This is a genomic window from Fibrobacter sp. UBA2449 (genome assembly GCF_002342555.1).
In the GTDB taxonomy this organism is placed as follows: Bacteria; Fibrobacterota; Fibrobacteria; order Fibrobacterales; family Fibrobacteraceae; genus Fibrobacter.
Genome location: NZ_DDQF01000005.1, coordinates 266,951 through 290,166 on the forward strand (window position 1 = coordinate 266,951; position 23,216 = coordinate 290,166).

General features: G+C 54.8%; 16 protein-coding genes and 1 pseudogene. 8 read left to right on the top strand and 9 right to left on the bottom strand.

Annotated elements, in window-relative coordinates; translation table 11 throughout:
• From B4B27_RS02730 to B4B27_RS02750, 5 genes and pseudogenes are all read right to left on the bottom strand, one after another.
• Positions 1-191 (bottom strand): annotated as a pseudogene (locus B4B27_RS02730) (hypothetical protein); the annotation flags it as partial.
• A gap of 84 nt (positions 192-275) precedes the next feature.
• The gene (gene murI, locus B4B27_RS02735) at positions 276-1,085 is read right to left on the bottom strand and encodes a glutamate racemase (RefSeq protein ID WP_290723415.1); all 810 of its coding nucleotides are present in this window, start codon (positions 1,083-1,085) and stop codon (positions 276-278) included.
• Entirely contained in the window at positions 1,082-3,241 is a 2,160-nt protein-coding gene (locus tag B4B27_RS02740) for a UvrD-helicase domain-containing protein (RefSeq protein WP_290723417.1), read from the bottom strand. The genes murI and B4B27_RS02740 overlap by 4 nt, the downstream gene beginning before the upstream one ends.
• A gap of 61 nt (positions 3,242-3,302) precedes the next feature.
• Positions 3,303-4,304 (bottom strand): lysylphosphatidylglycerol synthase transmembrane domain-containing protein, encoded by a 1,002-nt coding sequence (locus tag B4B27_RS02745; protein ID WP_173382276.1) that lies wholly within the window; start codon positions 4,302-4,304, stop codon positions 3,303-3,305.
• A gap of 6 nt (positions 4,305-4,310) precedes the next feature.
• Positions 4,311-5,090 carry a class I SAM-dependent methyltransferase gene (locus B4B27_RS02750; RefSeq protein WP_173365307.1) on the bottom strand — a complete coding sequence of 260 codons (780 nt, stop codon included), beginning with the start codon at positions 5,088-5,090 and terminating at the stop codon, positions 4,311-4,313.
• A 262-nt stretch (positions 5,091-5,352) separates the two neighbouring features.
• On the opposite strand from B4B27_RS02750, the gene B4B27_RS02755 reads away from it, so the two are divergent.
• Entirely contained in the window at positions 5,353-6,165 is an 813-nt protein-coding gene (locus tag B4B27_RS02755) for a sigma-70 family RNA polymerase sigma factor (protein WP_173365306.1), read from the top strand.
• A 398-nt stretch (positions 6,166-6,563) separates the two neighbouring features.
• Here B4B27_RS02755 and B4B27_RS02760 read toward each other — a convergent pair whose 3' ends face one another.
• The gene (locus B4B27_RS02760; protein WP_290723421.1) at positions 6,564-7,805 is read right to left on the bottom strand and encodes a hypothetical protein; all 1,242 of its coding nucleotides are present in this window, start codon (positions 7,803-7,805) and stop codon (positions 6,564-6,566) included.
• A 157-nt stretch (positions 7,806-7,962) separates the two neighbouring features.
• Between B4B27_RS02760 and mutL the strand changes: the two genes are divergently transcribed.
• Complete coding sequence (mutL, locus tag B4B27_RS02765) at positions 7,963-9,822, top strand: DNA mismatch repair endonuclease MutL (RefSeq protein ID WP_290723423.1); 1,860 nt, start codon at positions 7,963-7,965, stop codon at positions 9,820-9,822.
• Here the strand turns inward: mutL and B4B27_RS02770 are convergent.
• Both B4B27_RS02770 and dnaE read right to left on the bottom strand, forming a co-directional pair.
• Positions 9,790-10,899 (bottom strand): lipid-A-disaccharide synthase, encoded by a 1,110-nt coding sequence (locus B4B27_RS02770; protein ID WP_290723425.1) that lies wholly within the window; start codon positions 10,897-10,899, stop codon positions 9,790-9,792. The genes mutL and B4B27_RS02770 overlap by 33 nt on opposite strands.
• Before the next feature lie 12 nt (positions 10,900-10,911).
• Positions 10,912-14,700, bottom strand: a complete 3,789-nt coding sequence (gene dnaE, locus B4B27_RS02775; protein WP_290723428.1) for a DNA polymerase III subunit alpha — start codon at positions 14,698-14,700, stop codon at positions 10,912-10,914.
• A 77-nt stretch (positions 14,701-14,777) separates the two neighbouring features.
• Here dnaE and gmd point away from each other — a divergent pair, with 77 nt between their 5' ends.
• The 6 genes from gmd to B4B27_RS02805 all read left to right on the top strand — a co-directional run bounded on the left by gmd (position 14,778) and on the right by B4B27_RS02805 (position 22,154).
• On the top strand, positions 14,778-15,797 hold the full coding sequence (gene gmd, locus B4B27_RS02780) for a GDP-mannose 4,6-dehydratase (protein WP_173382585.1): 1,020 nt from the start codon (positions 14,778-14,780) through the stop codon (positions 15,795-15,797).
• Positions 15,797-16,687: a GDP-mannose 4,6-dehydratase gene (locus B4B27_RS02785; RefSeq protein ID WP_290723430.1), complete on the top strand. Its 891-nt coding sequence runs from the start codon at positions 15,797-15,799 to the stop codon at positions 16,685-16,687. The genes gmd and B4B27_RS02785 overlap by 1 nt, the downstream gene beginning before the upstream one ends.
• 7 nt (positions 16,688-16,694) lie before the next feature.
• Entirely contained in the window at positions 16,695-17,786 is a 1,092-nt protein-coding gene (locus B4B27_RS02790; RefSeq protein ID WP_290723432.1) for a glycosyltransferase family 4 protein, read from the top strand.
• A 3-nt stretch (positions 17,787-17,789) separates the two neighbouring features.
• Positions 17,790-18,734, top strand: coding sequence for a lysylphosphatidylglycerol synthase transmembrane domain-containing protein (locus B4B27_RS02795; protein WP_290723433.1), 945 nt, complete (start codon positions 17,790-17,792; stop codon positions 18,732-18,734).
• A gap of 117 nt (positions 18,735-18,851) precedes the next feature.
• Positions 18,852-20,759, top strand: a complete 1,908-nt coding sequence (locus B4B27_RS02800) for a hypothetical protein (protein ID WP_290723434.1) — start codon at positions 18,852-18,854, stop codon at positions 20,757-20,759.
• A gap of 114 nt (positions 20,760-20,873) precedes the next feature.
• On the top strand, positions 20,874-22,154 hold the full coding sequence (locus tag B4B27_RS02805; RefSeq protein ID WP_290723435.1) for a hypothetical protein: 1,281 nt from the start codon (positions 20,874-20,876) through the stop codon (positions 22,152-22,154).
• A 4-nt stretch (positions 22,155-22,158) separates the two neighbouring features.
• Here B4B27_RS02805 and B4B27_RS02810 read toward each other — a convergent pair whose 3' ends face one another.
• Positions 22,159-23,190 (bottom strand): NAD(P)H-dependent glycerol-3-phosphate dehydrogenase, encoded by a 1,032-nt coding sequence (locus tag B4B27_RS02810; RefSeq protein ID WP_072813577.1) that lies wholly within the window; start codon positions 23,188-23,190, stop codon positions 22,159-22,161.
• Positions 23,191-23,216: the final 26 nt, after the last annotated feature.

A 23,216-nucleotide genomic window follows, 5' to 3' on the forward strand; every position in this document is an offset into this window, starting at 1 on the left:
TTGTAGCAGCTCATCAGGCCGTAGGTACTGGTCTCGTAGTTGGGCTCGTAGAGGAAGCCCTTTTCATTTTCGTTCAGCTGGTCACGAACCGGCATTTCGGACTGATGGCTAGTTTCCACGTAAAGCAGGCTACCGGCGGCGTTACCACGGTAATCCTGCCAACCTTCGAGATTTATTTGTGTCTTCGGCATATTTTCAACTCACCTATGATAAAAAAAACACAAGCGGACCTAAACAGGTTCGTCAGTTACATCCGCAATCTACATTTTTATAGACTACAAGGCCACCGATTCAGCCGAAATTCCCTCAATTCCGAACAAAAACGCCCCTTTTTCAAAAAATTCGGCAGTATCTGAGGTCAAATAGGCCGTCTTTCCGCCCTTCGAGAGGCGGGCATCCATCTCCGGATGCCGTTTGAGGTAGTCGATTGTCTTGGCGGCAACAATATCCCCCTGGAAAACGAGCCGGACCTGCGGTGGCAGTGCGGCCCGAATTTCGGATTCCAGAAGCGGGTAATGCGTACACGCCAACAGGACTGCATCGATTTGCGGGTCGGATGCCATAAGCGCATCCACATCCTTCTTCACGAAGAACCTAGCCCCCTCCGTCCCGCGCTCGCCGTTTTCCACAATCGGGACCCACATGGGGCAGGCATGCTGAGTCACCTTCAATTCCGGGAAAAAATGCCCGATTTCGATAAGGTAGCTTCCGGACGAGACGGTCCCCGCAGTTCCAAGCACGCCGATATGTCCTCCTCGGCTGAACTTCCCGATTTCCTCTGCAGTCGGCCGGACAATTCCAAGCACGCGCCTGTCAGGAAACTCATACGGGAGGATATCCTGCTGTATGCTCCGGAGCGCCTTCGCCGATGCCGTATTGCACGCAAGAATCACGAGGGGGCAACCGCGGCTAAAGAGTTCGCGGACCGCCTGGAGCGTATAGCGGAAAATCGTTTCGAAAGTGCGCGAGCCATAAGGTGCACGCGCGTTGTCGCCCAGATAGACAAAATCGTATTCCGGCAGGACCCGTCTCAAATCCTTCAATATGGATAGGCCGCCAAAGCCGGAATCGAAGACGCCTATCATACGGCGGCCTCCATCCGTTCACGGACAACGTGCATCACGTCCTTGCGCGGGTCAAGCGTCCCCTTCTCGGCAGCAAGCGCCTTCACGTCCAGGGGTTCAAGAACCGTCGCCGTCACCTTGCAACGTGCGGAGCTCTTGCGGTGTTCCCAGGCAAAACCGGAACCCTTGATATAGATGGGGAGAATCGTCGCTTCGGTCTCGATGGCCAACCGGAACCCGCCGCTCTTGAACGGCACCATGTTCTCGTCCTTGCCACGCGTCCCTTCCGGGAAAATAAACAGCCTCGGGGCCTTCCCCTTCGCCATCGCTTCTCGAATCAGGGCCGCGCCGCCACCCTTTTCGCGGTTGATGAGCACGCAACCGATCCGGTGCATCCAGAACCCGAGGAAGGGAATAAAGCGGAGTTCCGCCTTCGCGATAAAGCCGATAGTGCGTTCGATGGCAAGGAAAATAATCGGGATGTCCGCATACGAATTGTGGTTTCCCATCACGAACACGGGGCGCGTCCAGTCGACCTTCGAAAGAATCGCCTGGTTTTCGACATCGAGGTCGATTTTCAGGACCTTCATGCAGAATCGCGCGAAGGCCTGGATTTTCTTGTCGACCCAAAGGTTCACGCTGCGATGCCGGAAGAGGATAATAAAAGGCAAGACCAGCATGTGCAGGAACATGTAGGCAAGCACAAACAAGACCACTTTTATTTTGAACAAGATAAGAGGCATGAGACAACCTTGCGAAAAACCGGGCGTCCGAGGCAAGAACCGCGACTTCTTAAATTTCCGAAGCCGCCCCTTCCAGAAACGCCGTTTACAATATAATAAAAATAGGCAAGCCTCGGCTCGGGTAACTCCCACATAGTAAAGCCGCCGTTCCTCATCAAGTTGCCGTTTTCGTTCCGCACGGTCGCCTTCGCAGGTTCCCGGCGTGAGTCCCTCGCCCAGTCCCGCATAAAAAACGACAGCATACTGCAACCCCTTGGAAGCATGAACCGTTTCTACATGGATGCCGTCCTCGACCGCCAAGCCCTCCCCGAGTTCGTCGCCCGCAACCGGGAGCCTTTCGTCACGCAGGGCCTCCTCGTAATAGAGCCGCTGCCGGTTGTAACGCACAAGAATCGCAAAATTTTTCCACGAAAGGTCATAGGCCTCGCGAAGTTCCTTTATCTTGCAGACGATCCTGCACATTTCCTCCACCGGGTTTCCGCTTGTCCAAACTTCCGGTTCGCGGTTCTCCTTGAAAATCGGATTGCCGCCAGAACCGTTCGAGTTTCCCGCACGCAGCACCTTCCGCAAGCGCAGCGGCTTGTTTTCGAAAATGCGATTCGCCAAGTGCAATATGTTCGAAGTCGAACGGTAATTCCATTCCAGGCGAATCAACGTGCTCTCCTTGAAGTCGTCGCAAAAACGGTTGATGTTCCCGATATCGGCCCCGCGGAATCCGTATATCGCCTGGTCGTCGTCGCCCACTACGAACAAACTTTTCCTGTCGCCGAGAAGCGCCTTGACCATCCGGTACTGCGACGGGCAGATATCCTGGTATTCATCCACAAGAATTTCCGTCCACATCGACTGGAAATGCGACCGCGCTTCCGCATCGCCTTCCAGAAGTTGAATGGCAAGGTAAATCAGGTCTTCGAACACCACACGGCCCGACTCAAGCACCGGTTCCCGGAGTTTCGAAAGCTTGCGCTTCAGCGAAACCGGGAGGCTATCGTCAAAGAGCCTTTCGCGTTCGAGACTTCCCGACTTGATTCCCAGGCGGGCCGCCATATCCATGAATTCGCGCCCGGAACCATCCTGCGGCACGGGAGCCTCCCGCATCCCCACACGCTCGTAGGCCATGCGTCCACCGATTTTCTGGCGCAGCATGAACAGCGCAAGCGAATGGAAAGTGCAGAGCCGTACCGCCGCATCCGGAAACAGCTTCTGCACACGTTCGCGCATCTCGGCAGCGGCCTTCGCCGTAAAAGTCAACGCAAGGATATTTTCAGGCTTTACGCCCGACGCAATCCGGTACTGGATTCGCTTCGTCAGCACGGATGTTTTTCCCGAACCCGCTCCCGCCAAAATCAAGAGTTGCGCGCCCGACTCATGGTCATGCAAAACCGCCGCACGCTGGTCGGAATTGAGACCTTGCAAGATGCCCTCGGCATCCATAGTAACCTCTGGAAAGCGGACGCCCCCTCGGCTTCCGCGCTATCTACAAAAGCAGGGACGGCTATCCCTGACGGCCTTGAGCGTCCGCCCCTCTTCCCAAGAGGAACACGAACGCCCCAAACAAACTCAAGAGCAGGCTCACGAAATACGCAAGCAGCTGGATCACTACCGATTCGAGACTCGCCACGCCGGCACGAGCAAACAGCGACTGCGCCAGGAGTTCACGAGGCCCGAATCCGCCGATGGATATCGGGAGCGCACTCACGATGGCGACCAGCGGGATGTAGTAGAAATACCACGAAATCGAAAGTGCCACCCCTACGGCCAGGCCGCAGTAGAAGTGGACGAAGATGCGCAACGACTGCGTCACAAGCGACAAGAACGAAATCTGCCACCACAGCTTGACCGAACGGAAATGCTGGAAGCGTTCGAACATGTGGACAAGCCTATCCCCGAACCTCTGCGGCAGGAACTTCGAGATAACCCGCGTCAAGAGCCGCCCGAGACGGCGACTGCAAAGGCAGGCGAACATGGCGCAGAAGCCAAGGAATATCCAGATCGACGGCCAGATGAACGCCCGCTGAGCCTCGTCATGGACAAAGAACAGCGCACCCATCGCAAGGGCAAACAAAGTAACAAAGAAGAGGCCAAAGAGGCGGTCGAAAACCGTCGCGGTGAACCCGGCCCCCACGCTATCCTGCCCACCCTGCATACGGATATCGTAGACCTTCTTCACGTCGCCGCCCACGTTGCCGGGCATGAAGTTGTTGAAGAAGAGGCCCACGTAATAAAGCTTAAGCAGATGCCCATAGCCCAAGTGCACCCCCTGCCGTTCCAGGAGCAGCTTCCACTGGAGGCAGGCCGTAAAGTTCGAAGCGGCAAGGCAGACAAGCGCAAGCACGAACGGGAGCAAGCTTTCCCTCGAAAACAGCCTGTACAGGTCGCCGATGTCCCAGTCCGGGGAACTCACGATGTTCCTATAGACAAAGTATGCGGGAACAAGCGTCACCACGAGCTTGAGCGCAAAGACCAGCGCCGATTTTATTTTGGGATTGAGAGCCATGGGATCTTAGGGTTTGCGGCCAATCACCCCGATGGAAAGCTGCGTGTAGTGCATTACCGGCACGGAGACAAGCGCATCGAGCAAGGCATCCTTCGCCTTCTGGTAGGCCGTACCGTTCAGCGGATACTTCGGAAGCTCGATTCCGAACTTGAACCCGAGTTCGCGCAGCATGCGGTAAAAGAGGTTCGGGCGCATCCAGTCGCCGTAGGCGTACTCGCACTTGAACCCGGCATCCTTCATGAGTTTCTTCAGCTGCGGCATGGTGAACTGCTTTTCCCACCCGGCGAACCACTTGTCCATCGCAATCAGGATATGCTTGATAACCGTATAGGGGTGGACCGTCTGCGGCACATCGCAAAGGCAACAGCCGCCATGCTTAAGGATGCGGTAATTTTCCCGGATGAGCGGGAGCGAATCCTTGAAGTGTTCGGCCAGTCCCTGATGAAACACCAGGTCAAACGTGTTGTCCGGGAACGGAGCCTTGAACGCATCGCCGCGTACGAGCTTCAAGTTGTCGTAAAGGTTTTCCTTAGCACGGAGCGCGTCAACAATCTTCAAACTGTTTTCTGCAAAGTCAAGAACATACACGTCGGCGCCCAACCGAGCAAGCTCCGCGCTGTCGCGGCCAGTGCCCGCGCCCACCTCGAGCACCTTGAGACCTTCGAGTTTAAAATTCTTCTTTATAGCATGCAGCACAGACGGAGACGAAGGGTACACCTTGTTCATGTCGTTCTTGCGCTGCCAAAAACGGTTCCATACAGATTGATCGGGTTCTCTAATTGACATAACGCGCAAAATATACGAAAAAAGAAACAGGGAAACGACCCCGCAACGGCCAAGCAAAGCCCAGGCGGAGCTTTCACGGTCACTTTTCGAAACATAATTTTACAAAAATCATGACATTTGTTAAATTTAATGACAAATAATTCAACATTTTAGGAGAAACACTCGCCTTTTCAGGCAAAAAGCGGACTTGGACCAAAATTTTACACTTTTGGCACGCAACTTGCTAATAAAAAAAGCGATATTTAAAGGGCAAGGAAAGAAAATGCATATAGACTCTACCGATACTACCCTCAAACGTTACCTTGAAGACATCAGAAGAACTGCCCCCCTCTCCCGCGACGAGGAGCAGATCCTTTTCCAGAAAGCTAAAGAAGGTGACAAGATTGCCCGCAAGAAACTGATTTCCGCGAACATGCGTTTCGTGCTGAAGGTCGCTATCCAGTACCGTGGCTGCCCCATCCCGCTCCCGGACCTGGTGAGCGAAGGCGCCATGGGCCTCGTGCGCGCCATCGAATCGTTCGAACACACCCGCGGCCTCAAGTTCATCAGTTACGGCGTGTGGTGGATCAAGGCTTACATTACCCGCGCCATCAACGAGCAGGGAAACCTCATCCGCCTGCCGGCAAACCAGCACCTCCGCGTGCGCAAGGCTTTGCACGAGCAGTCCCGCGGTAAAGAGATTAACGAAGAAATTCGCGAACTCATCCAAATCGGCCAGCGCGGCGTTTCCTTCGATAGCCCGCTGAAGGCCGACTCCAAGGCGACGTACGCCGAAGTTCTGCCCGATACCGGAGCATCGAACCCGGAAGCGGATTCCGAAATCCAGAGCGTCGAGGCGCTCGCACGCGACTTGATGGAGCAGCTCCCCGAACGCGAAGCGAAGGTCATTACCGGCATCTTCGGCATCAACCAGGAAGCTCCGCAGACGCTTCGTGAAGTGGGCGAATCCATGAACATCTCCCATGAACGCGTCCGCCAGTTGCGCGACCAGGCACTCCGCCGCATCCGCAAGTACAACAGCAAGGAATTCCTGCAAGAAAAGAAGGATGCGTTCCTCGCCGCAATCAACAAGTAACCGACGATTACAAACCTTTTAAGAGCCCGCGCAAGCGGGCTTTTTTATGAGACTAGGAAGGGGTTCGCACGACGGCCCCTCCCTAAGCCCCTCCCGACACGCACCTAACTGCATTTGCAATTAGGCGCTCGTGCACACCTTCGGCGTGCATGAAAAAAAAAAAGAAAGCGCCCCGTGAGGGGCACTTTCCTAAGAAGGAGAAAATATTGAGCGGTATCCGGAACCTTTAACTTATCAGGAGGGGAGCAATGATAACGTCTTGTGAGGATTTACCCTTCAACCAATCTCAACGAATCCAAATTTATCAAATTTTCTTTATGCGCGTTCTTCCAAAATGCTTATTTTTTTAGCATTCCTTCATCACGTTTTTTCCGCGACAAAATCCAGCGCGAGGGGCTTTATTCCTCGCGGAAAATGATCTTGCACTTCGGCACAAAGCGGAAGCCACCGCGACGATGGCGTTCGATCTCGAAGAACTTCTTGACACCTTCGCCAGGCGCCCCATCCTTCTCGGCCGTGCCGTTGATATGCGCAATGACGCGGTTCAACCGGCTTTCGAAGTTCGGACGCAGGGGGTCCATGCAAATGGACGGGTCGCGCTTGAATTCACGGTTCTCGTATTCCTCGCGGCCTGTCGCCATATATTCGCGCAGGAGGTTGCGCAGGATGCGGGCGGGAACGTTGCGCATCAGGTGCTTGTTGTTTACCGAGATGGAATCGTCGCTCTTGTAGTAGATGACTTCAACGGAATCGCTCATGGCGCCGAGAAGCTGTTCCTGCGCCTTCTGAATCGGCTGCCAGGCCGCGAATTCCTGCTTGACCACGGAACTCATCAGCTTGAGGAACGGTTCCTGCGTAATGACATTCGCCTTGAACCGGACATCCAGGATGTTGCTCGGAGTGCCATAGTAGCAGCCCTTGCGGAGCAGGAGCGTATTCGTCTTCGCATCGCGGACATCTTCCAGCGCAAGGACGCAGCCGACCTCGCGTTCAGGCTTGTTTTCCCATTCGAAGCCGAGTTCATCAAGGCAATCACCGAAGGTAGCGGTCCGTCCCACCAGGCGGTCTCCGACAAAGACGTTTCCATCGCGCATTTCTGCCGGAACACGATTTTCGAGAGCTTCAATAAAGGAGGTCTGGGTCGCAATGATATCCATCTGCTCGTACGCGGGCGTGTTAAGCAGAAGCGGGCCCACGCGGAACATTCCAAGAATCCAGCGAATGGGGTTAGAAACCAGGGCGCCCGGAGTCTCAAAGCGGAAGGAGATGTGCATGTTGCGCATGCCACTTTCGACTTTGTCGGACAGCACCGAGAAATGCGTCAGGAACGGATAACGCTTGGGAATAATCTCGAGGCAAAGGGCTCGAACATCCTTGGTCTGGTAGAACTGGGAAATGAAGGGCAGGTAAGAACGCAACACTCCACGTGCGGGAACCGCTTCAAAGTCGGCGCAACGTTTTACAATCCTTTCCACGAAATCATCCGGATTTTCGCCACGGTCATAGAGCCAGGACACCAGGTTATCCAAGATAAACCGGTAAGAACTCTCGTCCATGTAGGCACCCTCAAAGAAGAGGTCGTTCACGAGCTTCGTGTCGAAACGAGAATCGCGACGGAGCAGGGTCAAGATATCTTTCACCGGATACGATATCAACAGCTCAAAGTGCGCCAGTTGAACAAAGAAATTCGAGATCAAGGTTATCCTCCGTTTTGGATAGAAATCTTCCAATTAAAGATTTCGACTACAATTTACAAAAAAATAGACTTTTGCAAGCCGATTTGGTTATATTTGGCTCATGAAATCCGCTAAAATACACCTTTTGCCGGATGAAATCATCAACAAGATTGCGGCAGGCGAGGTAATAGAACGCCCGGCTTCGGCTGTAAAAGAGCTCATGGAGAACTCCATTGACGCTGGCGCTACCCGTATACAGGTACAAATCGAGCAAGGCGGAAAAAAGAAAATCCTCGTTTCGGACAATGGAAAGGGAATGGACCGAGAAGACCTCCGGCTATGCTACCTGAGGCACACGACTTCCAAGCTGAACAAGGCTGACGACCTGTTCCACCTCCATACGAACGGATTCCGTGGAGAGGCAGTGGCGTCCATCGCCGCCATTTCTAAAATGACCATTTCCACCAGCACCGACAGCGGCGAGGGCGGAAGGCTCATCATCAAGGGCGGAAACGTCGAAGGCGAGGAGGATTACGCCTCGAGCCACGGGACGACATTCCTCATCGAGGACCTGTTTTTCAACACTCCCGTCCGCAGGACCTTCCTCGGAAGCGAGACCTCGGAGTGCACCAAGATTCTCGACGTCGTGCTGAAAGCGGCCATCGCGCACCCCGAAATTCGATTTGACTACAAGGTCGGGGACAAGTCCGTGTTCATCGGGGTTCCCGGCGAACTGCGCAGCCGCCTTGCCGAAGCCATAGGTTCGGGAATCGCAAAGAAGCTCTTGCCCGTCGACTATACCGAAGCGGGAGTCCACGTAACGGGGTACATTTCCCCAACGACCGAAACGAACGGCAAACGCCACCACCAGTTCCTATTCCTGCGCAACCGGCCTATCGAAAGCAAGATGATTGCGAAGGCGGTCTCGCAGGCCTACGAGCCCTACGGAGCGCAGGTCAAGCCCGTTTCCGTCCTCTTCCTCGACATGCCCGATACGGATTTTGACGTGAACGTGCATCCCGCCAAGCGCGAAGTCCGATTTGCGAACCAGAACATCGTCTTCCTCGTCGTAAGCCACGCCATTCGCGACACGTTCCAAAAAGATTTGGAAGCCAATTCCCCGTTCATCGACCTGAGCGAAGAATTCAAGAGTGATGCCAAAAGCGAACAAACTTTGTCCACAACCGCGGCTGGCAGTCCGACGGACAGCGTCCCCCAAAAAGCGACACATTCGCAATACCAGATTCCGGCCTTTAGCGCAAGCCTGAACGAAAGAAAGAAGGCAAAATCCTACAATACGCGCGACGACGTGCAGGACCTGTTTTCTCAGCCCGAAGCAGGGAAAATCATTTCGCTTGAGCCCAGCGCCGGGAACGTCCCGCCTCCGGAACCGGAGCCTGCAGCATGGAATCCGCCGACGCTTTTCCAGATTGCGGACACCTACATCGCAGGCGAAGATAGCGACGGCCTTTTGATTATCGACCAACACGCCGCCCACACAAGAATCCTTTACGAGCAGGCGCTCGAAACCCTGCAAAACGGCAGTTCGCTCGACAGCCAGGAACTCCTGTTCCCCGAACTCATCGAACTTTCCAAAATCGAGAAACAGATTCTCCCTTCCGTAAACGACCAACTCCGGAAGCTCGGATTCTACGTGGAGCATTTCGGAGGCGACACCTACCAGATCCGCGCCATCCCGAGCGGGCTTCCGCTTTCGAGAGCGGTCAAGGCGGTCCACCAGTTTTTCGAAAGCTGCATAGACGAAGGCGACAAGGGCGACCCGCTCAAGATTCAGGATTCGATAGCCAAGGCCTGGGCCCGCACCAACGCCTATCAGGCAGGCGACAAGCTCAAGCCCGAAGAAATGGCAGCACTGATGGGGCAGCTGATGATTACGGAAAATCCCCTCAAGTCCCCTTACGGAGCGCCGACCCTCATGCGCATTACGCTAGAGGAGCTCGCCAAGAAATTCAGACATTAGTTTTTCGGGGGAGAGCCCTTTCGAGAGCCGTTCCCGAAGCCTGCACGCAAGCGCCCGCGCATCTTGCCGAGCGCACGATTCCAGAGCATTTGCCACAGCCTGTGCCGAAGCCGAACGGTTCTCGTTTCGGCTGTCGAAATAAAGTTCCGGGACCTGCATGCCACCGGACAAAATGTTCGGCAAGGCAAAAAGATCCGTCTTCACGAAATGCTTCCCGACAAAGTATGTCAGCGAATCCAGGACGTCGCATACAACCTCCGGCGTTCCCGAAAGCGCGATTTCGAGGGACCCCGTCCCCGGGGCAGTCAAAGCAAGGGAGAAACGCGCAAAGAAAGTTCCACGTTCATCGGCCGATGACGGCGCCACCGCCACAGAAATCCGATCCTTGACATCGCCCGGGGCATATCGTAGAAGCATGCTTTCGAATGCCTTTGCCAGCGAAGGCCGCGACGCAAGTACAACCGCATTTCGATGCGGATGCTTCAGGAGCCAAAGCGACGCCGATGCAACAAACAGCGGCATGTTGCGCTGCGCCTGCCGTTTGCGGCTGCCCGGCAGCAGCAAGAGAGCGCCGTTGCGCTCTGCCGAAATCCTTCCCGTGAACGGGAATTCAAGGATTTCGGCACGGCAACCCTGCTGCGCGTAAAAGTCGCGTTCAAAATCAAAGAGTACCGCAAGTTTCGCATGGCGCAGTTTTTTCGCCCTGGACCGTTTCCAAGCCCACACCTGGGGCGGTGCCACATAGAGAACCGGCTTCCCGCATCGCTGCGCCACCCGGTTCAATTCCATATTGAATCCAGGATAGTCGATAGCGACAAGAGCAATGCAATCCTTGTCCAAAAGGGCTTCTGCAAGGCGATCGCGCATGCGACGCAAACGCACAAGGTGCGGGATCACATCGCCAAATCCAGAAACCGGGAGCAGCTCATACTCCACAATCGGTTCAAGCCCTGCCGATTGCATGCGCACTCCCCCCGCACCCACCACGCGAAAGCCTAATTTCACCGTCTCACGAACTAACGGAGCTCCAAGCGAATCGCCCGAATCTTCGCCCGCGCAAAAAAGGACGTAGGCCATGGGTGTTCTCCATCAACGTCTAGATTTAGGAGATACCCAGAACTTGAGCACTCCCATGTCGTGAACGAGCCAGTTCATCAGTTCCTGCGTGTATTCAACGCGCTTCTTTCGCAGAACAATCACATGTTCATTGAGCGTTTCGGTTTCGACATGGAACACAAGCTCGCTGCCGCCATTTTCTTCGAACGGTTCAAAGCGCTGCATGCCTTCTTCCAGTTTTTGAAGGAATTCCTCAGTCAGCATCAAGGAATCCAGGCTCACATGAACATACTTGACCATGCGTCCGCGGACATAGTCCAACTGGAAGACTTCCTCCACCGCAATCTGGAGTTCCTCTGTCAACTTGCGTTCCTTATCCCGCTTGTATTCCAGCAAACCCTTGACCAGAATACGGTCATCCCCAGAAATCTTGTCGCGGAAACGTTCCCAGTCGTCTTTCTTGAAGAACAGCTCGACTTCGCTGTGGAAGTCACGGATAACGCCGATACCGATGGCACCGCCACGTTTTGTGTCGATAGACTTCATCGAGGTGACTACGCCACCCACGATAACCGTACTCCCCACCTTGCGTTTCAGTTCGTCATACGCAAGCGAAGATGTCGTAAATCCCTGAAGTTCAGGACGGAACTCGTTGAGCGGATGCCCCGAAAGGAACAGGCCCAGCACCTCGCGTTCCTTGTTGAGCATTTCCATATCGCCCCACGGCTCGGCATCTTCCAGAACCTCGGCCGTATTCGCCATGGATGCGCCTGCCCCGCCCAAATCAAACAGGGACATCTGCCCCACGGACTTGTCCTGCTGGTATTTAGCAGCCACCTCGATAGCGCGGTCCACTGTCGCCATGAGCACCGCGCGATTTCCCGGAAGGCAATCGAGAGCGCCCGCCATAATGAGGCATTCTAGGACCTTCTTACTCAGCGGAGGATGTTTCTCCTTGAAGCTGCCCTGATATTCGGCCACGCGCTTGCAAAAATCAAAAATATCCTTGTAAGGGCCGTGTTTCTCGCGTTCGGCCACCACATCCTCGACAACGGCGATACCCACGTTCCGGATTCCGCCCAGACCATAGAGAATATTGCCATCCTTGTCGGCCGAGAACACGCCGAGAGAGACGTTGATATTCGGGGAAAGCACCGGCACACCGATGCGCTTACATTCCTGGATGATGGTGACGATGTCTTCCGTCTTGCCCATCTTGGATGTCATGGAAGCGGCCATGTATTCAGGGCCATAGTTCGCCTTGAGATACGCAGTCTGATAAGCCACGTACGCATAGGCGGCCGCATGGCTCTTGTTGAACGCATATCCGCAGAACGGGAGCACGGCATCCCACACCTTCTGAATCAGAGCCTTGTCGTAGCCCTTGTCGATACACTTCTGGAAGAACTCCGGCTGGAGCTTTTCCATCTTTTCGGGCATCTTCTTCGCCATGATACGGCGGATGTTGTCAGCGCCGCCCAGCGTGTAGCCGCCCAGCACCTGAGCAAGCTGCATCACCTGTTCCTGATAGACGATAACGCCGTAGGTTTCCGAAAGGATGGGGTTCAAGTCCGGATGGTAGCAGTCAATCTCTTCGTTGCCCAGCTTGCGCGCAATGAAGTGCGGAATCTGGTCAATCGGGCCCGGACGGTAAAGCGCGTTCATAGCGATAAGGTCGCCAATACGGTTCGGCTTCAGTTCGCGCAAATACTTCTGCATACCCGGAGATTCGAACTGGAACACCGTGGTCGTCATGCCCTTGCCCAAAAGGTCGAACGTCTTCTTGTCATCGAGAGGGATATGCCCCATGTCCAGGTCGATGCCACGATTCTTCTTGATCATGTTCACCGCATCCTGGATGATGGACAAGTTAATCAGGCCGAGGAAGTCCATCTTCAAGAGGCCAATCGTCTCGGAATAATGCTTGTCGTACATCACCACCGGGGTATCGGCGGGGGCCGCCCGGTAAAGCGGGGCAAGGTTGTAAATGGGGGTCGGCGTAATCACCACGCCGCATGCATGTACGCCCGTCTGGCGCGGCAAATCCTCAAGTCGGAGCGCGATACTCCAGAGTTCCTGGTAGCGCGAATTGCCCTCGACCAACGCCCGAAGCGGTTCCGGGCTATAGTCCGGAGCAACCGGGTTCCCTTTCTTGTCGAGGCCCGTCCAGGCATCGTTGAGGCTAAAGTTGAGCACGCGCTGCGGGAAACAGGCGATAATCTGGTCGGCTTCCGTATAATGGATATCCAGGACTCGCGCCACATCCTTGATGACCTGCTTGGACTTGAGCATGCCGTAGGTAATAATCTGGCCCACACAGTCGGCACCGTACTTGCGCGTCACATAATCGATGACGCGTCCACGGTCACGGTCAGCAATGTCCGTATCGATATCGGGCATGGACACGCGTTCGGGGTTCAGGAATCTCTCGAAAAGGAGGCCGAACTTGAGCGGGTCGATATCGGTAATGCCGATGATGTAGGTGACGAGCGAACCCGCCGCAGATCCACGCCCCGGTCCCACAGGAATTCCGTGTTCGCGCGACCAGTTGATAAAGTCCCACACGATGAGCAGGTAACCCGCAACGTTCATGTTGCGGATACAGTTCAGTTCCTTGTACATGCGCTGGCCCACTTCGGTCTCGTGCGTCGGGAACTTGAAATCCTCATCGGGGAAACGCCACTTGAGGCGCTCGTTGCAGAGGTGGATGATGTAGATGTCGGAATCGGAGCCCGGCTTGCAATCCTTGGCCGTAGCCTTCGCGATGGCGGCCCGGTCCTCGTCGGTGAGGCTTTCCGCATCCTTCTCGTTTTTCTCGCAATACTTTTTGAGCTGCTTTTCGTAGAAGGTGGGGTATTCCGCATCGTATTCGGCCTTCATGATGGCCTTGATTTCCTGGTATTCTTCCGAGGCCAGGAATTCCTTCGGAATTTCGAATCGGGGCCAAAAGTCGTCGCCGATACCCGTCACCACCTCGAAATTGCAGCGTTCCGCAATGGAAACCGTATTCTCGATGGCTCCTGGAATATGGCCGAAGAGTTCGCGCATCTCGGCTTCGGTGCGGAAATAGAACTTGTCGCTCGGAAAGCGCTTGTCTTCAAACGTCTTGAGCTTTTCGGTCAGGGCGATACAGCGGAGCGCCTTGTGCGCCTGAGCATCCTGCTGCTTGATGTAATGGACATCGCCCACGGCAACGATTCCGCGGCCAAGTTCCTCGGCCAGCCGCACGTTGAAATCGTTCACGCGCCCCTGCAGTTCGATTCCGTTGTTGCAAACCGAAAGGTAGAGGTGGTCTCGATCAAAAATCTTGTCGAGTTCGAACATGAAGTCGCGAGCAGGAGTTTCGCGGGCCGCCGCAACGTTCTGTCCATAACGGCTAAAGTAGTCTCCAGCAATAGCTATGAGGCCCGCCTTGTGTTCGGCGACAACACTCAAGGGGACGGACGGAATCTCCGCCCAACGGTCTGATTCCTCATAACGGAAACTGACGATACGAAGCAGATTGTAATAGCCTTCCTTGTTCTCCACCAGGAGCGTCAGGCGTTCGTAAGTGGTCGTATCCTTCTGCGTCGAACCGGGAGAATCGACATAGACATGGCACCCCAGCACCGTCTTGATGGGCGGGAGCCCCTTTTCCTTGCGCTTCTTGTTCAGGGCCTTCCCGCGTTCCTGGAATTCCAGGATACCAAACATCGCGCCATGATCCGTCAACGCGACAGCCGGAGCGTTATCGGCCGCTGCGGCAGCAAAAATATCATCTAAGCGGGCGGACGACTGTAAAATCGAGAACTCGGAATGTACTTGGAGATGAACAAAAGCCATACCCGCAATTTAACAAAAAAGCACTTACAGGAACTCCTTCAAAATATCCCTTCATCAAAAATTGTATTTTTTACAACATGAAACGCGCACTTATTACAGGCATTACCGGCCAGGACGGATCCTACCTGGCAGAATTTCTTCTCGAGAAGGGTTACGAAGTTTATGGGCTCGTCCGCCGCAAGAGCAAGCTCGACTTCAACAACGCCGAACACCTCAAGGGCAAAGTCTCCTTCATCTTCGGCGACATGACCGACTCCGCATCGCTTTTGCGTGCCATGGAAATCGCGAAACCCGACGAGATATACAACCTCGCCGCGCAGTCCTTCGTGACCACCTCCTGGGAAACCCCGCTCTCCACCGCCGATATCAACGCCATCGGCGTCACGAAACTTTTGGAAGCGGTCCGCCTCGTGAAGCCCGACACCCGCGTTTACCAGGCATCGACCAGCGAGATGTTCGGCAAGGTGCAGGCCATCCCGCAGAACGAGACAACGCCGTTCTACCCGCGCAGCCCTTATGGGGTTTCCAAGCTCTACGGGCACTGGATTATCAAGAACTACCGCGAAAGCTACGGCATGTTCGCCTGCTCCGGCATCCTCTTCAACCACGAATCTGAACGCCGCGGTGCCGAATTCGTGACCCGAAAGATTACCATCGCTGTCGCGAAAATCAAGGCCGGCAAGCAGGACGTGCTTGAACTCGGGAACATGGACGCAAGCCGCGACTGGGGCCATAGCGCCGACTACGTGCGCGCCATGTGGCTCATGCTGCAGCAGCCCGAGGCCGACGACTTCGTGGTCGCCACCGGCAAGACGCATACCGTCCGCGAGTTCGTAACGCTCGCCTTCAAGGCCGCCGGAATGGAAATCGAATTCCACGGCAAGGGCGTCGACGAATACGCGACCCTCAAGGGTACCGACAAGGTAGTCGTGAAGGTGAACCCGCAGTTCTTCCGCCCCGCCGAAGTGGACCTGCTCATCGGCGACGCAAGCAAGGCGAAGAAGGTCCTTGGCTGGGAACCGCAAATCAGCTACGAAGAACTCGCGAAGCGCATGGTCGAAAGCGACATCAAGCTCCTTGCCGAAGGAAAGATTTGATGAAAGTCGTCATCGTCGGTGCAGCCGGATTCGTAGGCAAGTACCTTACCCGCGAGCTTGAAGCCGCAGGGCATAGCGTGGTGACCGCGGATCTCCCCGAGGTGAACCTGCAGAACGCGCCCCAGGTGGAAGCGCTCATTGAAGGAGCGAAACCCGACGCCATCGTGAATCTCGCCGCCATCAGTTCGGTAGGGGCCTCCTGGAAGTGCCCCGCCGATACCATCAGCGTGAACGTGAACGGAACGCTCAACCTGCTGGAAGCTATCCGCAAGCATGCGCCGCACGCAAAGACGCTTTTAATCGGGAGCGCCGAGGAATACGCCATTCCCGAAGGGAACAAGGCGCTCAAGGAAACGGACCCGCTCGAAGCGAGCAACCCCTACGGCATCTCGAAGATTGCGCAAGAAAACTTCGCACAGCTCTACCGCAAGAAATACGGCATGCAAATCGTGTGCACGCGCTCCTTCAACCACACCGGAGTCGGGCAGACGACAACGTTTGCGCTCCCGAGTTTCGTGAAGCAGGTCGCCGAAATCGACAAGTCGGGAAAGCCCGGCAAGATTCTCGTGGGGAACCTGAGCGCCTGGCGCGATTTCTCCGATGTGGAAGACGTCGTACATGTCTACCGCATGCTGCTCGAAAACGAAAACGAGTTCGACACCTACAACGTGGGCTCCGGAATCGCAAACAGGATCGAAGATTTGCTGAAAGACGTGATTCTAAAATTCACGCCTGCCGAAATTGAAATCGTCGTGGACCCCGAGAAGGTGCGCCCGGTAGAAACTCCATACCTGTGCGCCGACAACACCCGCATAAAGAAGTATTGGAAAGGCACCGACATACGCACGACCCTCAAGAAGATGTTTGACCACTTCAGGGCAGAGGCATAGGACTTGCATGGGTAACGCCCCGAAAATCGCGATAGACGCCCGCATGGTGAGTAGGTCCGGTATAGGCACCTGCATCCAACACTGGCTTCGCGACGTGGGCTACAGCGTAGCGCTCGGCGACCCGAAGGACCTCGATGCCTACGGCGAAGTGCCCACGCACATTCCATTCATCAGCGGCATCTACGGCTACAAGGAACAGCTCAAGTTCCCCTACTGCAAGTTGCGCAAGCAAAAGCCCGACGTTTTGCACATCCCGCACTGCAACGTGCCGCTCTTTTACCGCGGGAAGATGATGGTGACGGTCCACGACCTCACCCACCTTGTGCACCCCGAATTCTTGCCGATGAAGGTAGTACACCTGTATTTCAAGTTCATCTTCTGGTTCATCTGCAAGCGCGCGAACCGCATTCTCGCGGATTCCGAAAGCACCAAGCGCGACCTTCTGCGGTTCTACAAGGCAGACGAATCGAAAATAACTGTTGTCCCGCTGGGTTACGGGAAGGAATTCGTCCGCAAGCCCAAGGAAGAATTTGAATACCTGTACGAGAAATTCAATATCCCGCGCGACAAGAAGATTCTTTTGTACGTCGGGAACTTGCTCCCCCACAAGAACCTGAACATGCTCCTGGAAGGTTTCGCCCGCATGCAGGGGAAAGAGAATTGCAGGCTCGTGCTTGTCGGCAAGGCATTCAGTGGCCGCACGCAGGACACCCGCGAAAAAGAACTTGGACTAGAAGGCCTCACAATACACGCCGGCATGGTCAGCCAGGAAGACCTCGTGAACTTCTACAACTTGGCCGACCTGTTCGTGCTGCCCTCGCTCTACGAAGGTTTCGGGCTCCCCGTACTCGAAGCATTCGCCTGCGGCACTCCCGTCGCCTGTTCCAACACGTCGTCACTCCCCGAAGTCGGCGGGAGCGTCGCAAAATACTTCGACCCGAAGGATGCCGAAAGCATTGCCCGCACATTGGAAAATTCCATCGACGACAAGGGCAAATACGATGGCGAAATCGATGCCTGGGTAAGCAAGTTCACGTGGGAATCGAGTGCCAGGCAAATTCGCGAAATTGCTACAGAGCTCGCCGCAGAAAAAGGTTAAGGGATGCAACAGGGTTCGGCAAAAAAAATCCTTTCGAGCGTATTGAAGGCGGCCATCAGTATCGGTGGCCTCGCCTACATATTCTACAAGGTCCCGTTTGCCGATGTAAGCAACCACTGGACAGCGCAGGCACTCCCGTGGATTGGCGTCATCCTCTTCTGCACGCTGTTCAGCATGTTCATCCAGGCGAACCGCTGGCGCGGGCTTTTACTCGAAGAAGGCAAGAAAATCAGGTTCCGCACGTTCTACGCCTACATCGCGCTCGGATATTTTTTCAACAACCTGCTCCCCAGCGGATTCGGCGGGGATGCGGTCAAGACCATCGCATTCGGAAAGCGATTCGGGAACATGGCGAACTCGGTCGCGGCAGTCGCCATCTCTCGCGTGATGGGTCTCATCGCGATGTTCATCTGCTTCTTTGTAACACTCCCGTTCGTTATCGCCCGTTACGACATTCCCGCCATGTATACGGGCGCCGTATGTGCAGTCGCTCTCGTTTCCGTCCTCATCATTGTCGGCGGGCTATTTTCGGATAAAATAAGAATCCCTAAAAAAATCGCAGGGCGCATCCCGTTCCTGACAAAGTTGCAGGACGCCTTCTCCATTTACCGCAATTACAAAAAGGCGTTCTTCCTTTCGGGACTAGATTCTATCTGGCTGCAGATTTCGTCCATCGCCATCCATTACGCATACTTCCAGGCGGTAGGCGTTCCGGTAGATATCGCGACCATCACGGTGTTCATGACAATCACCATCACGGTTTCGATGCTCCCGATTTCAATAAACGGCATCGGTATCCGCGAAGGCGTAAATGTTAGTTTATTCACAGGCCTGCTCGGCATCCCCGCCGACATCGTCCTTGCCGCAGCACTCCTCGGATACATCCCCATGGTATTCCAGGCCGTGCAGGGGGCCGTGGTTTTCGGAGCCCTCGGGAAGCGAAAATAGACGCTTTATCTCCCAAAACTTGTTCTTAAACACCTTTTTCTGACGAAAAATAAGTTTTTTGTTCTCTTCACCTCCTTTTTTCTTATTTTTCTTTACAAACAAAAAAGGATGGACAACATGAAGTTATTGAAAAAAGCCTCCATATTCACATTCTGCACCCTGGCATATTTGACCGGGTGTTCCACCGACGATGATTCATCGCCCATAAGATCCAGGGATGATTCTTCAATCGAAGAACCCCAAGAAACCAACGTGGATGTCGTTGTCGGCTGCGAAGAAATCACGGACGAAGCGGACAAGGCCAAAATCGAAAAAATCAAGAGCGACCTTACCGATGTCTACTCCACCTTCGGGGATGGCGACCTAAGCAAGGCGCAAGAAATGAGCGCCGCGACAAAGTCCTCCATCGAGGCAATCCTCAAGAAGTATCCCGGTAACTGCGAAGCGCAGCTCGCCTACACGGCATCCATCATCTCGGATATCGCGAACAACAAGAAAATCAACAACCTGGTCGATACGCTGCTCGCCCGCACGGGTAAGCCCGGCGCATCGCTCTTCTCGCGCGACATGATGGGTTCTTCCGAGGTTTCCTTCAATCTCGCCTTCCATTCCACCGACGAACTTCGCGGCATTTTGGTAAGCGACGTTCAATCCGCCATCGCAACCGCCATTCCGTCGCTGGATTCCTCCATCCGCTACATGACGAACATCGCAAACGACGACGCGTTCACCTGCACCTACACCATCGACGAGCGCGATGTTGAACTTGACCGTGGTGAATTCGCCCCGGTACTTGCCGCGTTGTACGCCGCCAAGGCGACACTCACGGCAGTTGTCAGCATTAACCTCGACATCGACGAGAACGGCAAATACGACTGGATTGATTCCCTTATGGAATTAGGAGCCAAGGTAAACTACTACGACAACCACGGTTTCGAACGCCTGTTCAAGTTTATCGGGAAAGACAGCAAGTTCACCTCTGTCCATGATTCCTGGAAAAAAGAATACAAAAACATTCCGAACTTGCTCGACAGCGCCATTACCTACGTGCAGCTCGGCCTGCAGTACGGGCTCGAAGAAGCGAAAAACGGCCTCAAGACCCAGGAAAACGACCTCTACATCGTCGGTGACGGCGAAGAAGCCGACCTGAGTACCGCCGACGCCCAGAAGATCATCGATTCCCTGAGCACCATCAAGACCCAGCTCCGTACCGGCTTCGACATCCCCTACGCCGAAGGCAAGACCATCAAGATCGCGCCCTACAAGTGGTTTGAAAACACCGACGGTATCCAGAAGTTCCTGCCGTACCACGTGGTGAACGACAAGTCCGAATGGGTGAACCCGGACGGCGGTTTCTACTGGTCCGAAGACCTGGAATACCATGCTTACGCCCAGAGGTTCATGCAGGGTTACGTGGCCCAGGAATACTACAAGTTCAATCCCGACATAGAAAGCAACCAAGTCAGCGGGTGGGAAGACGACGAGACCTCGGGAACAATCTTCATGGATGTCTACGAACCTGAACGCATCTCAGCAGAAATCGGCTACGTTGCTGACGGTTGCAAGATCAAGTTCGTCGTCAACAGCTACGTGGAAGGCGACCCCTGGGCCATGATTAATAGCGACGAGCCAATAACAAAAACCGAATGGAAGATTCCTGACGTGACGCTCCCCGCAGGAATGTGCAAGGACGACAAGGGCACCATCAAGTACGCCGTCGCCTTCTACGAGAACGAGGTTCCCAACTTCGGGTACTTTACCGACAAGGACGGCAACAAGACCGAGACTATCCAGGGCCTCCTCAACGGCAAGATGGTCGATTCCGAAATCGAGAAGTACACCTTCGAAGACCTCCGCAAGTTCATCATCTTCCCCGATGTCACGTTCGGTGGCATTTTCCCCGACATGACCGTAGACTCCTTCTGGGATGAATTCATCAAGGGCGCCATCGACGACGACTTCGACGAATACTACGAAGATGAAGAAGACTGGGACGAACAAGAAAACGAATTCGCCATTGATTAATCAACAGTGAAAGCAATCTTCAAATCACTATGCGCCATAGGCTTGACAAGTCTCCTTGCAACGCCATTGGCGTATGGTGAAACAAAAGGCCTCGCCCACTGCGGCGGGCTTTTTTTGCTGGATACCGATACCAAAGAACTGAGCGGTACTTTCTGCAATGTCGCGGACACGGCACATTCCGACAAGTATTCCGTTTTCGCCTCGTTTTCGCATTACCGCATAGACGGGCTCTGGAAAGACGGCTGGGAACTTTCTTTAAGCAGCAACCGCACGCTCGGTTCGGCGGGTATCCAGGCCGACTTTCGGAACATTACTTTCTCCGTAGCGGCAAGTGGCCTGCCGGCGCTAAAATCAAGCGTCACCATACACACTGCGGATTCTTCGCTGTACGCGACAGCACTTGTCGAGCGCGGAGCTCCGGACCTTGCGACCATCCACTGGGAATCCGAAAACGAAAACGACGAGGTCCACCTGATCGAAGGCGACTGGAATTCGCAATACCTGCGCAAGGGATTTACAGCCGGAGCAAGGTTTGCAGGCAACGAACTTGCCGCAGGCCTGCAGCACATCGGCACGACTCCGTACAACGCAAAGCGGGAATACTTTATCAAGGATTCCTCGCGCATCTGGCTCTGGAACGCCCAATACACGCACCATTTCGAAACGAGCAAGCTCGATTTCTACTATGCGGGAATTTCTGCCGACGTGAACATTTTCGGGAACACCTGGCGCGACAACAGCACCAAGCGTTTCATGTTCGTCCCGCTAGACGCAAGCCTGCATTACGGCAGTATTCAGTGGGAAAAGGAGACCTTCGGGCTCGATGCACGCGGCATCAAGGCCGATATTCACATGGAGCGGAACAAGAAACGGTTCTTCGAGACGTTCGCCCCGAACCGCCTGCTGCCCGTGTCCATCATGCAGACGCTTTCGTTCTCTTTCTTGCAGAAGAACTTCCTGGTGGATGCGGACGTCAACCTTTCCGCAGTTATGCTCGGAGGGCACTTTAACCCGCAATTCGAAATCACGACGCACACGAAGGTTTCCCCGCGCATCGACTTGCACGGATACTACACCTACGACGAAATCGAAGTTGACAGGACATCTTCAACGACATCGTTCATAGGATACAGCGCGCAGAATGAAGCCTGGTCGTGGATGCTCGAAAGTTACGGGCTCGTCGCCGGGCTAGGGATTACGCTGGAGCGCGAAACCCAGGGAATTCTCCGCAATCTTTCGCTTTTCGCCAGCGCGACGCAAATCGTCCCGTTCAAGACGGATTATACCGAGCGCACGGAAACTCCATCTGACAAAAACAAAAACGCCGGACTTGAATCCGGCGGAATATTCAGAAGCGGGTTTGCCGCCCACTTCGGCGCATCAATCCGTTTCTAGGGTTTTATCCCCACACTTCTTCCTTGAGTTCGCGGCCCCACATATCCTTGATGACATCGTCGACCTTCTTGCCTTCGAAGAGGAGCGCGTGGACGGAGTTCACGATAGGCATCTCAACACCGAGCTTGTCGGCGAGCGCCTTGGTGCTCTTGCAGGTGGGCACGCCTTCGGCCACCATCTTCATGCCGGCAAGAACCTGCTCGATGGTTTCGCCACGCCCGATGTGTTCACCCACGTAGCGGTTGCGACTGTGCTGCGAGAGGCAGGTCACGATGAGGTCGCCCATGCCGGCGAGGCCCGCAAACGTTTCGGACTTTGCACCGAGAGCCTTGCCCAGGCGGCACATTTCGGCCTGGCCGCGGGTAAGGAGGGCTGCACGCGTGTTGTCGCCAATCTTGTACTTGCCGCTCGCCTCGAGCCCGTAGAGCACGCCAGAGGCAATCGCAATCACGTTCTTCACGGAACCGCAGAGTTCCACGCCCACGATGTCGGTAGAACTGTAAACGCGCAGGTAGGAGCAGCTCATGACCTTCTGCACGAGCTTCGCGGATTCCTCGTTCACGCAGGCGGCCACAATCGCGGTAAGGATATGGCGACTAACCTCTTCGGCATGCGAAGGCCCGCTGAAGGCGACCATCTTGTCGTCGGTGAGCCACGGCACGTTCGAGAGCAGCACTTCGCTCATCAGCTGGTTCGTACCTTCGAGAATGCCCTTGGTGGCGCAGACAACGATGGGTTCCTTGCCCTTCGCCGGAGTCCACTTGCCCAGGTTCTTCGCGACACCACCCATAAACTGGCTCGGCACCACGATGAGCACCATGTCACAGCCGTCGAGAGCGGCATTCATGTCGGTCGTGTACTTGAAATCCGCCGGGAAGATTACGCCGGGGAGTTTGTCCTTGTACTGATGCTCCGTCGAAAGCAGATCGACTTCGGCCTGCGAGTTTGTCCAGAACGAAACTTCGCACTTATTTTCATAGACCACCTGACCGAGAGTCAGGCCCCAACCACCAGTTCCAAGTACAGTTACTTTCATGATAAAAATCCTTTTTTCAACAATCT